Annotated in this window: 13 protein-coding genes; 1 reads left to right on the forward strand and 12 read right to left on the reverse strand. The window is 48.6% G+C overall.

Features of this window, described 5'->3' with window-relative positions:
• Positions 1–7: 7 nt before the first annotated feature.
• The 12 genes from BP71_RS31430 to BP71_RS31485 all read right to left on the reverse strand — a co-directional run bounded on the left by BP71_RS31430 (position 8) and on the right by BP71_RS31485 (position 14115).
• The gene (locus BP71_RS31430) at positions 8–1123 is read right to left on the reverse strand and encodes an NADH-quinone oxidoreductase subunit G (RefSeq protein ID WP_496385590.1); all 1116 of its coding nucleotides are present in this window, start codon (positions 1121–1123) and stop codon (positions 8–10) included.
• A gap of 30 nt (positions 1124–1153) precedes the next feature.
• Positions 1154–2494 (reverse strand): NADH-quinone oxidoreductase subunit NuoF, encoded by a 1341-nt coding sequence (gene nuoF / locus BP71_RS31435; RefSeq protein ID WP_496385591.1) that lies wholly within the window; start codon positions 2492–2494, stop codon positions 1154–1156.
• A gap of 30 nt (positions 2495–2524) precedes the next feature.
• Positions 2525–3022: an NADH-quinone oxidoreductase subunit NuoE gene (gene nuoE, locus BP71_RS31440; RefSeq protein ID WP_496385592.1), complete on the reverse strand. Its 498-nt coding sequence runs from the start codon at positions 3020–3022 to the stop codon at positions 2525–2527.
• A gap of 24 nt (positions 3023–3046) precedes the next feature.
• A complete protein-coding gene (nuoD, locus tag BP71_RS31445) occupies positions 3047–4273 on the reverse strand; it encodes an NADH dehydrogenase (quinone) subunit D (protein ID WP_496385593.1) in 1227 nt (408 codons plus the stop codon).
• Positions 4274–4291: 18 nt separating this feature from the next.
• Positions 4292–4792: an NADH-quinone oxidoreductase subunit C gene (locus tag BP71_RS31450; protein ID WP_496385594.1), complete on the reverse strand. Its 501-nt coding sequence runs from the start codon at positions 4790–4792 to the stop codon at positions 4292–4294.
• A gap of 6 nt (positions 4793–4798) precedes the next feature.
• A complete protein-coding gene (locus BP71_RS31455) occupies positions 4799–5341 on the reverse strand; it encodes an NADH-quinone oxidoreductase subunit B (protein ID WP_090375519.1) in 543 nt (180 codons plus the stop codon).
• Positions 5342–5369: 28 nt separating this feature from the next.
• Entirely contained in the window at positions 5370–5744 is a 375-nt protein-coding gene (locus tag BP71_RS31460; protein WP_496385595.1) for an NADH-quinone oxidoreductase subunit A, read from the reverse strand.
• Positions 5745–5940: 196 nt separating this feature from the next.
• The gene (locus tag BP71_RS31465) at positions 5941–8109 is read right to left on the reverse strand and encodes a T9SS type A sorting domain-containing protein (RefSeq protein WP_496385596.1); all 2169 of its coding nucleotides are present in this window, start codon (positions 8107–8109) and stop codon (positions 5941–5943) included.
• Between the two features lie 160 nt (positions 8110–8269).
• The gene (locus BP71_RS31470) at positions 8270–11461 is read right to left on the reverse strand and encodes a sialate O-acetylesterase (protein WP_496385597.1); all 3192 of its coding nucleotides are present in this window, start codon (positions 11459–11461) and stop codon (positions 8270–8272) included.
• 75 nt (positions 11462–11536) lie between these two features.
• The gene (gene obgE / locus BP71_RS31475; protein WP_496385598.1) at positions 11537–12544 is read right to left on the reverse strand and encodes a GTPase ObgE; all 1008 of its coding nucleotides are present in this window, start codon (positions 12542–12544) and stop codon (positions 11537–11539) included.
• Between the two features lie 25 nt (positions 12545–12569).
• The gene (locus BP71_RS31480) at positions 12570–13142 is read right to left on the reverse strand and encodes an adenylate kinase (RefSeq protein ID WP_496385599.1); all 573 of its coding nucleotides are present in this window, start codon (positions 13140–13142) and stop codon (positions 12570–12572) included.
• Positions 13143–13299: 157 nt separating this feature from the next.
• A complete protein-coding gene (locus BP71_RS31485; protein ID WP_496385600.1) occupies positions 13300–14115 on the reverse strand; it encodes a T9SS type A sorting domain-containing protein in 816 nt (271 codons plus the stop codon).
• Between the two features lie 170 nt (positions 14116–14285).
• On the opposite strand from BP71_RS31485, the gene BP71_RS31490 reads away from it, so the two are divergent.
• The gene (locus BP71_RS31490; RefSeq protein WP_496385602.1) at positions 14286–16121 is read left to right on the forward strand and encodes a sensor histidine kinase; all 1836 of its coding nucleotides are present in this window, start codon (positions 14286–14288) and stop codon (positions 16119–16121) included.
• Positions 16122–16163 lie beyond the last annotated feature (42 nt).

Consider the following 16163-nt stretch of genomic DNA (forward strand, 5'->3'; position numbering starts at 1 on the left):
GATTGTCTTAATTATTGTTGGCCGCCAATGAACGGTGGTTGGCCTTATCGTTATTCTCGATGCTCTGGTGGCGAATCGTTTCTTCGTCGGTCACATACGGACGCGAATCGTCGATATTTTTGAACTGAGTCGCAGCCAGTTTCAATGCGAAATCGGGCTTGGTAACCAGATCTTTGCGGTATTTGTTGGCAGAGATCACCGAGCTGCGTTTCACTTTGGTAGGGCCTTCCAATACCCAGTCGCTGGTTTGTTTTTTATCAAAACGGCAGGTATTGCAAATGAAGTCGTTCACTTCGCCCCAGGTATTCTTGCGTGCTGTAACGCGGATCACCTCGTCGCCGCGGTACCATAGTGTCACTTTGCCACAGCATTTGTCGCAATTACGGTGCGCGTCTTCCGGTTTGGAGAACCATACGCGGTTTTTGAAGCGGAAAGTTTTGTCGGTCAATGCGCCAACCGGGCAAACGTCGATCACGTTTCCTGAGAAATCGTTGTCAATCGCTTTTTCAATGTAGGTGCTGATTTCCGAAGCATCTCCGCGGTTCATTACGCCATGGACGCGTTGGTTGGTGATCTGATCGGCAGTATAGACACAACGGTAGCAAAGAATGCAGCGCGTCATGTGCAGCTGCACGTGCGGGCCGATATCGATCTTGTCGAACGTCCTTCTTTCTTCCTCGTAGCGTGTTTTGACAGAACCGTGCTCAAATGCGAAATCCTGCAAATGACATTCACCGGCCTGGTCGCAAATAGGGCAGTCGAGCGGGTGATTGATCAGCAGGAATTCAACAATGCTCTTGCGGGTGTCGAGTACCGCCGGATTGGTCGTGTTTTCAACTACCATACCATCCTGAACCTGTGTGATACAGGATGGAACGAGTTTCGGCATCGGGCGAGGATCTTTGGCGGAACCCGCGGATACTTTTACGAGGCAAGCACGGCATTTGCCCCCGGAAACCGGAAGCGGTTTATAATAACACATGGCCGGAGGAACGAGATGTCCCTGGCTATCATCCGCTTCGGCGATTTTGCGCGCCGCTTGCATGATGGTAGTCCCGGGTTCCACTTCGACCTCGATGCCATCGAATGTAATTTTCAACAATTGGGGTTTAACTTCTTCCATGTCCAATCCTGTACAATGTTCTGAGATCTATTACACCAGGGCCATTTCACCCATGTAAACCGCGCCCGGTTGCGATGCTTCCTGCGGGTTGGTGATATGCCACACAAATTCGTCGCGGAAATGGCGGATCGCGCTGGCTACGGGCCAGGCTGCGGCGTCGCCGAGCGGACAAATGGTGTTACCTTCTATTTTCTTTGAAATATCTACGAGCAAGTCGATGTCGTGCATGCTGCCGTGGCCGTGCTCGATGCGGTGGAGGACTTTCTCCATCCAGCCTGTTCCTTCGCGACATGGACTGCATTGGCCGCAGGATTCGTGGTGGTAAAAGCGCGAGAAGTTCCAGGTGTTGCGAACGATACATGCTGTTTCATCAAAAACGATAAACCCGCCTGAACCGAGCATGGTACCCGTTGCGAAACCGCCATCCGAAAGCGACTCGTAGGTCATCAGACGATCTTCACCCGCAGCTGTTTTCGTAATGAGGTTGGCGGGAAGAATGGGTACTGACGACCCGCCGGCAACCAATGCTTTCAAATGGTGACCTTTACGGACACCGCCACAATATTCATCCGAATTCAAAAATTCGTCCACACTTACGCCCAGCTCGATTTCGTAAACGCCGGGTTTCTGAATATGGCCTGATGCAGAGATCAGCTTCGTACCGGTACTTCTTCCAATTCCGATGGTTGCATAGGCGTCACCTCCGTTATTGATGATCCAGGGCATATTGGAGATCGACTCCACGTTGTTTACCACGGTAGGGCTTTGGTAAAGACCTTTTACCGCAGGGAATGGCGGCTTGTTTCTTGGGTTACCTCTTTTTCCTTCCAGAGATTCCAGCAATGCAGTTTCTTCGCCACAAATGTAAGCGCCGCCGCCTGGCTGTACCACCAGTTCAAGGTCATAGCCCGAGCCGAGGATATTTTTACCTAAAAAACCTTGTGCTTTCGCCTCTGCAATGGCTTTTTCCAGAATGCGGATCACGTACATCAGCTCACCGCGGACGTAAATGAACGATTTGTTGGCACCCAAAGCGAAGCTGGAAATGATCATACCCTCGATCAGAAGGTGAGGGATGCATTTCATCAGATGATGGTCTTTGAATGTGCCCGGCTCCGATTCGTCGGCATTGCAAACGAGGTAACGGGGAACGCCTTCGGGCTTGGCCAGGAAGCCCCATTTCATTCCCATCGGGAAACCAGCACCACCACGACCACGCACGCCTGATTTTTTCGCTTCTTCCACAACCTCTTCCGGGGTCATGGTTTTGATAGCCTTTTCAACGGCAGTATAGCCTCCTTGTTTGCGATAAACATCGAAGGTTTCGATACCGGGGACATTAATATGCTCCGTTAAAATTTTTCTAGCCATTTGAGGATAATATTTTCAGCTCCTGAAAGCTTATTTACTTAAATCTTCTATGATTTGGTCGACCTTCTCGTTGGTCAGGTTCATATAGAACTGCTCGCGGATCTGGAAAACAGGTCCCCAGCCGCATGCTGCGAGGCATTCTACTTCTTTTAATGTAAAAAGACCGTCGGTAGTTGTTTCACCGGCTTCGATGCCCAGCTTTTTCTTCAAATGCCCGTACACATCTTCACCGCCCATGAGGCAGCAAGGGCCTGTACGGCAATATTCGATCACGTGTTTGCCAACCGGGTCGAGGTGGTACATGGTATAAAAGGTCGCAACCTCATAAACCTCCACAGGTTCTATGCTTAATATACCCGCCACGTAATCCATTACCTCGCTGCTCAGCCAGCCCCATTGTTCCTGGGCCACGTGCAAAACAGGCAAAAGAGCCGATTTTTGGCGGCCCTCCGGATAACGTGCGATGATTTCTTTTACTGTCTCAAGTCGTTCGGGTGTGAACGCAACCAGATTAGGTGATTCGGTCATTTCTAAATAGGTCTTTAACAAACTTTAAGCGTCCAGTTCACCTGCAATTACGTTCAGGCTACTCATCGTCAGGATCGCATCCGACAGTGACGAGCCTTTGCACATTTCAGGGTATGCCTGATAATAAATAAAGCTTGGTCTGCGGAAATGCAGACGGTATGGTGCCCTGCCACCATCGCTGATCAGGTAAAAGCCCAGTTCGCCGTTTCCTCCTTCCACAGCGTGGTAAACTTCGCCCGCCGGTGCGTCAATCTCGCCCATTACAATTTTGAAATGGTAAATAAGCGCCTCCATATTGCGGTATACCTCGTCTTTGGGAGGCAGATAATATTCGGGAGCATCGGCGTAATAGGGTCCTTCCGGAAGGTTGTTGATGGCTTGCTCAACAATTTTGAGACTTTGCCACATTTCTTCGTTGCGGACCATATAGCGGTCATAAGTATCGCCATTCTGTCCGATGGGGACATCGAATTCGAAATCTTCGTAAGACGAATAGGGGTTCATCACGCGCACATCGTAGTCGATACCCGCAGCACGCAGGTTAGGGCCCGTGAAACCGTATGAAAGTGCTCTTTCCTGTGAAATAGAACCTACATTGATCGTACGGTCCATGAAAATCCGGTTACGGTTGAGCAGTTTTTCCAGCTCTCTGAGTACCGGCGGAAAAGATTTGATGAATTCGTGGATCTTGCGGATAGCCGTGCTCGAAAGATCACGCTCCATACCACCGAGGCGGCCCATGTTGGTCGTAAGACGTGCCCCACAAACTTCCTCGTAGATTTCATACACTTCTTCGCGTTTCTGCATTACATACAGGAAGCCGGTGAATGCACCGGTATCAACGCCAAGGATACTGTTACAGATAATATGGTCGGTAATGCGTGCGAGCTCCATCATGAGCACGCGGATGTACTGCGCGCGCTTGGGAACCTCCACGCCCAATAGCTTCTCCACCGTCATGTGCCATCCCAGATTGTTGATCGGGGAGGAGCAATAGTTCATTCGGTCGGTAAGCGTCGTAATCTGATAAAACGGCCTCCTCTCGGCGATTTTCTCAAACGCCCGGTGGATATAACCGATCGTCTGCTCGCCCGAAACGATCTTCTCGCCATCCATTTTGAGGATGTTCTGGAAAATACCGTGGGTAGCAGGGTGTGTCGGGCCGAGGTTGAGGGTGGTCAGTTCTTCTACGAGTTCGGGTAACTCGCTATGAGAAGGGACATTATGCGGTAATAATTCAATATCTGCCATATTCTTACTCAATATAGATCATCGGCCGAAAAGGGCGTCAATTTTATCTTCACGGGTCGCGTCCTCCATCGGGTACTCTTTGCGCATCGGGAAATAATCCATTTCCTCGATGTTCAGAATGCGCTTCAGGTTCGGGTGCCCGTCAAACAAGATACCAAAAAAATCGTAGGTTTCACGCTCCATCCAGTTGGCACTGGCGAAGAGGCCGGTCGCAGTCGGAATATGGATATCAGCCTCAGGAATGGCAACCTTAATGCGGATGCGGAAGTTATGCACGAAGCTGTGCATGTGGTAAACCACCACGAACTCCTGGCCTTTATTATCAGGATACTGAATACCTGTAATGTCGGTCAGGAATATCACCTGATAGTTTTTATGGTCTTTCAGGAACTCCATTACCGGGATAATCTCTTCGCGGGTCGTTGAGAGTGTCAAAAGCCCGTAAGGTTCTTCAAAGTTGAAGACCTGGTCCCCGAATTTTTCCAAAAGCCCTTCGGCTACCTCCTGGTTAGTAAGCATAGGGGGTTACTGAATGTTATATGATGCCAATAATTCCTGGTACTCGTCAGTATTCCTCCGGCGAAGCTTTTCATTCTGTGCCAGATACTGAACCTGCATCAGGCCGTCGATGATCTGCTCGGGGCGGGGAGGACAGCCTGGTACGTACACGTCCACGGGGATAATGCGGTCGATACCCTGCAAAACGCTATAGGTATCGAAAATACCACCGCTCGATGCGCAGGCGCCAACAGCCATTACCCAGCGGGGTTCAGCCATTTGAAGATACACCTGTTTCACAACCGGTGCCATTTTCTTCGCAATGGTCCCCATGACCATCAGCAAATCGGCCTGACGTGGCGAGAAGCTCGGACGTTCAGAACCGAAACGCGAAATGTCGTAATGCGCGCCCATGGTGGCCATGAACTCGATCCCGCAGCATGAAGTAGCAAATGGCAATGGCCAAAGGGAGTAACTGCGCGCCAGACCGATTGCTTCGTCGAATGAAGTTGCAAAAAAACCAGACCCGCTATGTCCTTGCGGAGCCTCCACTATCTTTACTTCTTTCATAATTCTTTGTATTTCAATGTTCGAAGCCCTATTCCTCCCAGTTCAGTACACCCTTGCGGATCACATAGTAGAACCCAGACAGCAACAAGGCCATGAACAATAACATTTCTATGAAACCGAACATTCCCAATCCTTTGAAATTGACGGCCCATGGGTACATAAAGATAACCTCTACGTCGAAAAGTACGAACAGGATAGCCACCAGAAAATATTTTACGGAAATAGGTGTTCTGGCGTCACCAACCGACTCGATACCACATTCGAACGGATCGTCCTTCTTTTTGCTTTTACGGCTGGGGCCGATCAGGTGGGTGACGATCATCGTACCTCCGATGAAGCCGGCAGCAAGCAAAAATTGCACGATGATGGGTAAATAGTCGGAAGGGAGATATGTGTTTTTCATTGCAATGGGCCGGTTAAGATCGGTTAAGAAAGCCCCGAAATAGTTGCCTTTGGGTTACTTTCTTTCCGGTATCTCAAAATTAGGCGTTGCAAATTTATCAATCAAATTCTTTACTTTTTCTTTTGTCTAATTAGTATCATACTAAATAAGCCCCGTGTTGGCGGGGCTTATTTAGTATTCCGTGAAGAAAAAATGGTTATCTGATGATAATCTGTTTCGTAAGGCTCTCTCCCTGACCCGTCACCCGCAGAATGTATTTGCCTGTCGGTAAGAGGCCTACGTCTATCTGCAACCTGCTATTGAGCAGTTTAGGAGGGCCTGTTTTGATGACGCGTCCATAAATGTCGAAAAGAGTGACAACCGCTTCCTTGATATTTTCCCGTGACTCGATATAGATATAAGCACCCTGGCTTGGGTTAGGATAAATGACAATGTCGTTTTGTTCGTTGGTTTTGAACTCTCTGGAAGCAGTATCAGAATAGCAAACCAGCTGGTTGCCGCCGATCGAATAGGTGACTTTTGCCTTGGTTGAATAAACACCTGATTTCAGGATTTTGATCAAAGTAGCTGTGGTATCGCTTTCGGAACCGGGTCTTCTCCATAAAAAACTTTCATTTACCTCAGCTCCTTCAGGAATGCTGGCCGAAACACTGAAAGGTCCGGAGGGCTCGATCGTCGGCTTGGAGATCTTGGCGCGGATGGTTAATGTCGAAGCCGTTGAGTTATCGGAAACGCACCCGAAAATGTTCTGACTTCTGACATAATAATTGCCACTTTCGGCAATCCTGGCCGTTGCGCCGCTCGCTATGGCCGTTGCGGCACCTTGTTTGTACCAACTATAAATGTTGCCTTCATCGTTAACAGAGAATTGAAACGAGGAATCGGCGCAAGCTTGTTGTTCGCCTTGTTGCAAGATGCTTGGCTGAGCTGGTTTGGCATCATGGTCGAGAACAACGACCGAAGTAAGTGTTGAATTCCCAACTGCATCACGAACGGTGGCGCGGTAAGTACCGGCTTTGGTTACGGTAATCGTGCTGCCCTTTTCTTTTGTACTCCACTCATAGGAAGCATAACCGGAAGGGAGGGAAATTCTAACGGCATTATTCTCCGTAACACAGGTGGCTGTAATGGCCGGTACTTCAATCGGAGCCGAAGGGGTTACCGTTGAAAAGAACTGCGGGCTAAGGGCATCATTCCATGCGTTGGCCAGAATGGTTAACGCACGCACAGTGCCTTCGACATCTTGCGGGCTGGAACCCACGAAGTGTGTGCCATCTCCCCGGTTGGGTACTAAATTGTCGGTTTCAGGTCCTGGATAAGTCGGATTGAATGGAGTAGCGAGAACTGCGTTTTGCGCAGCAATGATGGTAGGATTCACATTAGAAACCGTGGTATTCTGTGGCGATGTACGACTTGTACGGGCAATTACCCAAGTGATCCGCTTATTTGTTTCGGTTGATAAGCGGTTAATGAGTAGTTGAAGATTGTCTCGATAGAAAGCTGCCGGGGTTTTAAACAACGCATCGGCCTCACCCTGCATCCACAGAACAGACCGGATACCATATTGGTTAGCATAGTTCCTCGCAGCAATTCGGAGGTTCGCATAAGGCATCCCTGGATTGTAGGTAAAACCACCATATTTATTTTGGGTTGGGATTCCCTGTGCGCTATATGACCAGTTTTCAATCGCCGTTCCTTCCCAGGCTGTATTGATAAACAGGACAGGAACATTTAGCTTTTGAACGAGCAAATCTCCGAGGACACCCCAACACCAGGCCGTCTGGCCCCGCGGGGACATAAATGCCATGCCATTGGTGATTTTAGAGAAAGTTGGTGGTACCGGATCGGTCAGGAGATCAGGATAGGTACCTATTTCGTCATTCTGATAATTGTCAACATAGAGTACGCGATCATCCTGGGCAGACGGCCCCCAGGGATACCCTTTGAGGCCCTGGGCATTGGACTGTCCTGCAATCAGGAAAACCTCACCAATTCCTACGCGTGAAAGGACATCCCTTCCCACAATCTTACCGTCAGAAACACCTCTTACCTCCAGTGTATACCAGCCTCCATGCAAGGTTATCTTGCCCATGAAGACTCCACCTTTAGGGGATGCCTGTAAGTCTTGCCATGGCGTTTCCACGCCTTGTCCCTGAACGACCGGAACGGCCCTCACTTCGATCTTGTCCATCAGTGCCGTAAATGTACCGGATACGGTAATTTCCCTTTGGCCCGTGATATCACGTTGATAGACAGCCTGAAAAGTAGGTGAAGTGATTTTGATCTGAGAGAAAACTGCTGGAGAAAAGAGACAAACCAACAGTAACGCCTTTGCCACTACCGAGAGAATAATTCTATGACGCATTGGTAATTCTGATACAGGTAAAGTTTTGTAAGCTATAACGTATTAAGGTTTTTGATTTTGTTAATGTGTTCATTACAAAACGGTCACAAATGTACAGGATTATTTTCGCTAAAATATCACTATTCCGTTTTTTTGATAAACGGGCATCTGTAGTGCCCGTTTATCTGACGATTACTAATTTTTGTGCCGCATTGAAAGAAGCGGATGTTATGCGAATTATATAAATGCCACTGGACAATCCGGTAAGGTTGAAGAATTTCTGACCATCAAATTTGGCGACTTTATAAGTGCGGTGGATCACGCCACGGCTGTCGATGATCTGTACGTCAGCATTGACCACATCGGTGAGTGTTTCAAGTGTAACGCGTTCCGTTGCATTGGGATTTGGATAAGCCACAAATCCGGGATTTTCCATATCGAGATAGAACAGAAAGGGTTCTGAAAACTCGGACGCACAGGTCAGGCTGGGGCTGTATACAATCGTGTTGTTGACCACGTAGTTGCCCGCTCTCACGGCCTTGATAGTGGCGGAATTTTCAGATTGTTCGACGTTATTGTATTTCCAGACGTGGTCTCCGGTAGTCAGGTTATTTTCTGCAAGGAGCGTATATGTCCCTATTTTTCTGATTGTTGGGGCGCTAGGCGAAGGCTTCACATCGACTGCAACTCCTGCTGAATAGGGCGAGTAACAGCCTTTATCATCCTGAATTCTTGCGGCATAATCACCTGTTTTGAAAACTTCGATGCTTTCACCTTCCAAGCCATTGTTCCAGAAGAACAGGTTTCCATTGACAGCTTTCAGCACAATTGTATCTCCATCACAAAAGGTGGTGGGTTGCAGGGCAGTCACAACTGGCGAGGGCGGTAATGCCAGTGTTTGCGTTGAAATCTGGTTACTCGGATCTGAATAACATTGGAATTCATTGATGGTCTGCACCGAGAAGGTACCGGCCGTGGTCACCTTCAGAGTTTGGGACGAGGTCCCATTGCTCCATAAAAATCCGGTTGCAGTGGTAGAGGTGAGATTAACACTGAGGTCTGCGCAGAATGTTGTCGGGCCGTCGGCAGTGATAACAGGCGTTGGCGGCAGCGGGTTGGCTACAACCTGTACAACCGGGGATACGGGCGAAACGCAGCCGTTCGCATCTTTGGCGGAAATAGTAAAATTACCTGAACTTCTGATCTCGATTTCGCGCTCCGTCGAGCCATTGCTCCAAAGGTATGAGTAAGCCTCGCTGCTTCTGAGGGTCGTGTAATCCCGTAAGCAGAAAGTCGTTGGACGTAAGGCCGTAACTACCGGAGTGGCAGGTAACGGATTAACTTTGACCGAAACCTGGTCCGAAATGGATTCGCATCCGTTGGAGTCTCTCTGTTTAAGACTGAATTGACCGGTTACAGTTACAGCTATGGCCTTTGTGGTTGCATTTGTACTCCAGATATTTCCGGTATCATAGTTGGATGTCATGGTAACATTGCCACCATCGCAGAATGTAGTTTCTCCGCTCAGTGCAATTACCGGCTTGGCGGGTAGCGGATTGACTTTAACAGTCATTACATCGGATTCGGGCGAATAGCATCCTACGTCGTCTAATGCTCTTACACGATAATCTCCTGACGTAACAGCCGTGACACTTGCATTAGTTACACCATTCGACCACACACTTTTGACTTTCGAGTCCGAAGTGAGGGTGACTTCTCCACCCTGACAAAAGGTAAGGGCACCGGAAGCGGTGACTTTAGGCTTATTGGGCAGCGGGGAGGTCACGACTCTCATGGTGATCACGTCAGAATTCGCTTCGCAACCATAGACATTTTTTGTGGTTACAAAATAATCACCTCCAACTGTGATAGGTAGCCTGTCGCCAGTTGCGCCGGTATTCCAACGGGCATTTTCGGAGTTGCTCGACACCAGCGTGGCTGAATTGCCCAGACACACAGGGTTGCTGCCCTCGATCGAAATGGTGGGTCTGTTCGGCTGAATTTGTTCGAACACCCTTATTTCAGGTGACCAAATGACGTTGTTGCGATCATCACGGGCAGAAACGCGGTATGATCCGTTGCCCACTTGTACGCTATTGGAATTGCCGCCGTTGTTCCAGTTGAATGAATGAAGTCCAATGTTGTCCGCGGTCAGGGTGACATTTCCGTTTCCGGCACAAGTGACAACTACATTCAGAGGCGCCACTCCCTGATAAGGTTCTGAGCGCGCAAAATACTCATCGTTCAGGCGGTCGTACCAGGCATCGCCCAACTGGGTCAGTCCTTCTCTCACGAAGTGCACGCCGTTATTTTGTGCGTCGACGCGGGGAATTTGTATCAAATCGGTCAAAGGCCCTTGAAACACATTGGAAACAGTGTTGATAACCCTTGCCTGCCCATCCGTAATCTGACTATCCGTCTTATTGTTGTTGTTGTACGATGTTTGGGATACCATCCATGAAATATTCTTGCCCGACTCGTTCCGCGTCGTTTCAATGACCGTTTTAAGATCATTGAAATAATTGTCGGTGCTGTAATTAGCATCGTTGTCGGCTTCTCCTTGTATCCACAATACGCCTCTTAATCCTGTAATGGAAGTATATCTTTGAATAACATCGCGCATATTACCATAGGGCATACCACTCGGCTCGATCTTGAGAGTCGGGTCATATACCGAATAAGCCGTGCCGTTGATGCTTTCCCGCCATGCCTTTACCGAAGTGCCAAACCAGGCAACATTGAAAAACAAGACAGGAACACCCAGTTTACTTACGAGCCTGTCACCAAGCCTTCCCCAGCACCAGGCAGTATAACCTCTTGGTGAAATATTGGAAGTTGCGTCAATGTGAACAAATTGTGGATTGTTGGGCAGGTCCTGATAAAGCTCGATGCCTTTGGTTTTGTTATGATTAATGCTGTTTACCCTGTCGTCTTGTGCGCCGTGAGGATCAGAAGCGAGCTCTTCCAGAGAGAATCCCTGGCCGTTGGATTGCCCCGCGATCATAAATACTTCTCCCACTCCCACATGCTCGACAGAAGGTGTACCTACCACCTGCCCGCCTCTGGAAGCGCGGATTTCAAGTCTATACCAACCGCCCGACGCGTTCAGGAAACCTGAAAAAAAGCCTCCTTGTGGATTGTCTTTGATGGTGGTCCAATCGATTGTACCGCCGCCGTTCATAGCGGTCAGTTTGGCTTCCACCTTGTCTATGTTCTTGGTGTAACTGCCTGAAATATAAATATTGGCCCTATTGTTCTTGTCCCGTTGAAATACGGCACGGTCAGAGGGGAAATCTATACTGATCTGTCCGTGTGCTGTGAAAGAAATAATGCTTAATCCTACCCAAAACAAGTATGGTAGATAGTGTCTCATGGTGAACGAAAATTCTTTGAAATAACTTCTTGGACACACAATTTGCACCTAAAGGTTGCCTCTTTCAAGAAAATATTATTGTACGGGAAACGGCGAGTTGATCATTTCCCATATTTTGTCTTTTAATTGTTCAATCCCTTCTTGGGTTATTGCAGAAATTAAAAGAGTTGGGATACCGTTGGGTAGATTTTGCCGCAAAGTAACTCGCTCGTCTTCAGAGAGTACGTCCATTTTAGAAATGGCCAGTATGCGGTTTTTATCAAGGAGGGTGGGGTTGTAAATGCGAAGCTCTTGTACTAAAGTATTGTACTCCGCCATAATGTCTTCGCTGTCTGCGGGCACCATGAAAAGTAAAATAGAATTTCGCTCAATGTGGCGTAAAAAACGCAACCCGAGCCCCTTTCCTTGCGACGCGCCCTCGATAATACCTGGGATGTCTGCCATGACAAAGGATTTGTAGTCGCGGTAGGAGACCACTCCAAGGTTGGGCACAAGTGTTGTGAATGGGTAGTCGGCAATTTCAGGCCGGGCAGCTGATACCACCGACAGCAATGTCGATTTACCGGCATTCGGGAAGCCTACCAAACCTACATCGGCCAGTACTTTCAGTTCGAGAACAAACCATTCTTCCTGGCCGGCCTCTCCTGGCTGAGCGTATTGTGGCGTCTGGTTGGTTGCCGATTTGAAATGGTCGTTACCCATTCCTCCACGCCCTCCCCGCAGCAGGATAATCTCTTGCCCGTCTTCGGTGATTTCGAAGAGCTGTTCGCCGGTTTCGGCATTTTTGGCGGCTGTTCCCAACGGCACTTCGAGGATAATGTCCTTACCGATCGCCCCTGTTCTCCGGCCACCTTCTCCGCCTTTTCCGTCAAAGGCTTTGACGTGTTTGGTGTATTTCAAATGCAGCAACGTCCAGAGCTGCGCATTGCCTTTGAGGATAACATGGCCGCCGCGTCCGCCATCACCGCCGTCGGGCCCGCCTTTTTCCACGTGTTTTTCACGTCGGAAATGCATGGAGCCAGCGCCGCCGGAACCTGAGCGTACATTGATTTTTACGTAGTCGATGAAGTTAGAGGAGGCCATGTGAGTATAGTGAGGAAAATGGGAATCAGGCAGTTTCGATAGCCTTCGAGATTTCTCCAAAGATAAAGTCGATTTCGCCTATCCCGTTGATAGCTATGAATTTGTCCTGACCTTGGTAATAGTCAGCGACTGGTTTGGTCTTGCTGTTGTATTCCTGAATGCGTTTGGCGATGAGTTCTTCATTCTGATCGTCGGGGCGGCCGGAAGTTTTGCCTCTGTTCAGGAGCCGTGCAAGTAATTCATTGTCGTCCACAGACAATGCTACCATTAGGGAAATACTCTCGTTATAAGTGGCAAGCAGAGCGTCCAGTGCTTCGGCTTGTTTAACTGTCCTTGGAAAGCCGTCGAAAATAAAGCCGGCAGCATTGCGATGCTCTTTCAGTTTATTGTCGATCATTCCGATCACCACTTCATCGGGAACCAGAATCCCCTGATCCATCAGTGTTTTTGCTTTCAATCCGAGCTCGGATCCTCCTTGTATTTCGGAGCGCAGCAGATCCCCCGTCGAGAGGTGGATCAGATTATATTTGGCAATGATTTTTTCACTTTGAGTGCCTTTTCCGGCACCCGGAGGGCCAAACAGTATAAGATTCAGCATGGTTGCTTCAAAAATTGATGTCGCGGTAGATAGGTGAATATCCGGCAAATTTACAATTCTTACTATATGTCGGTGAAATTGTTGCATAATTTTTACAAGAAAAATCCCCTTCGCTATTTCTAACAAAGGGGATCCGCTATCGGAAAAGTGGCAACAATCAGGGAATAACAACCCTTTTCACCGCTCCATCTTCATTTTGCACCACTGTCACGAACAGCGTTCCTTTTGTATTTTTCTTAAGTTCGATCTGGCCTACGTATTCTCCTTCAAAGTCGTGAATTTCTTTTTTACCGATTTCCTTGCCCTTGGTGTCTGTCACGGTTACGGTAACATTACCCTTTTCCGGGACACTGAAACGAAGATTAAGTATGTCGTCGGCCGGATTGTTGGTATAGGCATTCAATGCGCGGATACTCGAAGCTTTACTCCCCATATCCTTACTTTCCCATACATCGCCGAAATGTTTGCCGAAGTCTTCCATATCCCGCATGAGCATTTTCGCTTTCGGATGGAAATCCCGGTTGAAGTTTTTCATGTTTTCGCGGAATTTGTCAGAGTTCCAGTCAAGATCGTACTTGAAATCACCATCCCAGTGAAAGGCCATGGGTTCGCGGTTGTCGCGATGGTCGATAATAACCTGCTTTCTCTTCCTGGTCGCGACCCGGTCGTTGCCATCGTCAACGGTAATCGAGATGGTCTGTTTCTTTTTCTTATCTACATTCAGAGAATCGAGCACCTTATCGACAAATTTTTGCCTCTCTCCGTCGGTCATGGCACCAACAGTGTAGCTTTTTTCAATGTCGCGGACTTTGCCGTTATCGTCTTCGGTTACCCTAATCCGGATACTTGTCTTTTTGTCCGCGTCTTCGGATTTGATTTTTTTGTCAGTTTGCGCATGCGCAACGGATAGGAATGCCGGCCCGGCCAGCAACAGTAGCGACCATGTCAGTTTTTGGAATGATACAGGTTTCATAAAGTGTTTTTGTTTTGTGTCTGAATGAATTGCAAAACAATGCTGGTGTTGCTTGGGGCCTTGTTAAATAATGTTAAAAACATCTGTGGCCGGGGGCGAAACGTTAAATTTGTTATTGGCAGAATGACGGGCAAAATATCGCCTGCGTTGCACACGGGAATCGAAAATTTATGACCAAGAAGAAAATACAAATCATTGTAGGCCTGATGTGTTTTGCATTGATAGGCCTTATCGGGTTTCAATGGTATTGGATCAGGGAGGCGATCGCGATCCGTAATGACCAGTTTAACCAGAAGGTATCCGAATCGGTGCAAGAGGTGGTCCACCGTCTCGAAAAGCAGGAGATGATGTACCTGTTGCAGCGAAGGATCGAAGCGGAGCAGCAGAAAAGTAAGCTGGATCGCATTGCACAGCTCCGTAATATGCCCCTGAAGCGGACGGCACCGGGCAAACCCATGCAGCCCGTTCACGAGCAGCCACCCCGCATTCAGCCCAGATTGGAAGTCGCCATCGGGCCCAATGGAGAGGAAATCCATTATCAAATCATCACAGAAGCAGTTCCCACCGATGTTTTAAGTCCCAACTTCCGGGTGATGGTGGATCACCAGCAACGCATTATGGAAGAATTTTTCCAGGCCCAGCAATATGGAATGGCCGGGATCGACGAATTTATGCGCCGCAGGCTGGATGATGAGCGGAAACTTGGTAATGCATTCAGAGGTGTAGCAGATCCGGAAGTCCGTAAAAAAGGCAATGAATGGCTAAAAAAAGACTCCGTTTCTCGAAATATTGCGAATAGAAAAGTGGCATTGCCGGACGGTACAAATGACAGCAAGCGGAAATCACGTGCGCTGATCAGTGCGGGTGAGCCCGATCGTGCCGAATTGCTGAAAGAGGTGATGAAGGATTTTATTTACACCAAAAGACCCATCGAACAGCGTGTGAATCGCTTTTTGCTGGATACATTGTTGAAAAAACAGCTGGTCCAGAACGGCGTAACATTACCTTATGAGTTTGCGGTGCGTGGCCCCGTGCGAGGCCGTTCGGCGGACAGCCTCATTTTCTCGACCGTAAGTATGCGCCCGGGCGAGTGGGAGGAGCGTTCGTACAAGGCATCGCTGTTCCCGAACGAGACATTGGGAGCTCAGAACGCATTGTATGTCTTCTTCCCCGATCAGCAGCGGTATATTCTGAGCAATATGGGCGTGATGTTCGGCGGCTCGGGCATCCTGATCATCGTGATCATGGCCTGCTTCTACATGGCCGTTACAACCATTCTCCGCCAGAAGAAGCTCTCCGACATTAAGAATGACTTTATCAATAATATGACCCACGAGTTCAAAACGCCTATTTCAACCATTGCATTGGCGGCTGAAATGGCGCATGAGAATTCGGCCTCGCTCATGGATAATCCCAAAGGTGCGCGGCTCGAACGCTATCTGGGCATTATCCGGGAAGAAAACAAGCGGCTCGGGACGCATGTGGAGAAGGTTTTGCAAATGGCGTTACTGGATAAGGGGCATGTCAAACTTAAAATCACCGATGCCAATATCCATGACCTGATCGGCGCAGCGCTGAATGGCCAAAGCGTGCAGATAGAACAGAAGGAGGGGGAAGTCGATTTGAATTTTGATGCCGAAGAGGATGTCGTCGCGGCGGACGAGGTACATATCTCCAATATTTTGAATAACCTCATCGATAATGCCATTAAATATTCGCCCGATAAGCTCCATTTAGTTATTAATACCAAAAATGAAAACGGCGGTATCGCCATATCCATTGCCGACAAGGGTATCGGCATGAGCCGTGACCAGCAGCAGCGCGTTTTCGATACTTTCTACCGCGTGCCTACGGGCAATGTGCATGATGTAAAAGGCTTCGGGCTCGGATTGAGCTATGTGAAAAAGATGGTAGAGGCCCATGACGGTACCGTCCGCCTACAAAGCAAACCGGGCGAAGGGAGCACATTTACAATCTGGCTGCCGGTCCGCAAAGAGGAGCAATAGTTTAGAAATATCATCGGCAAACCCTAACTTGCCATCTTTTTA

This window comes from Dyadobacter ginsengisoli DSM 21015 (genome assembly GCF_059568735.1).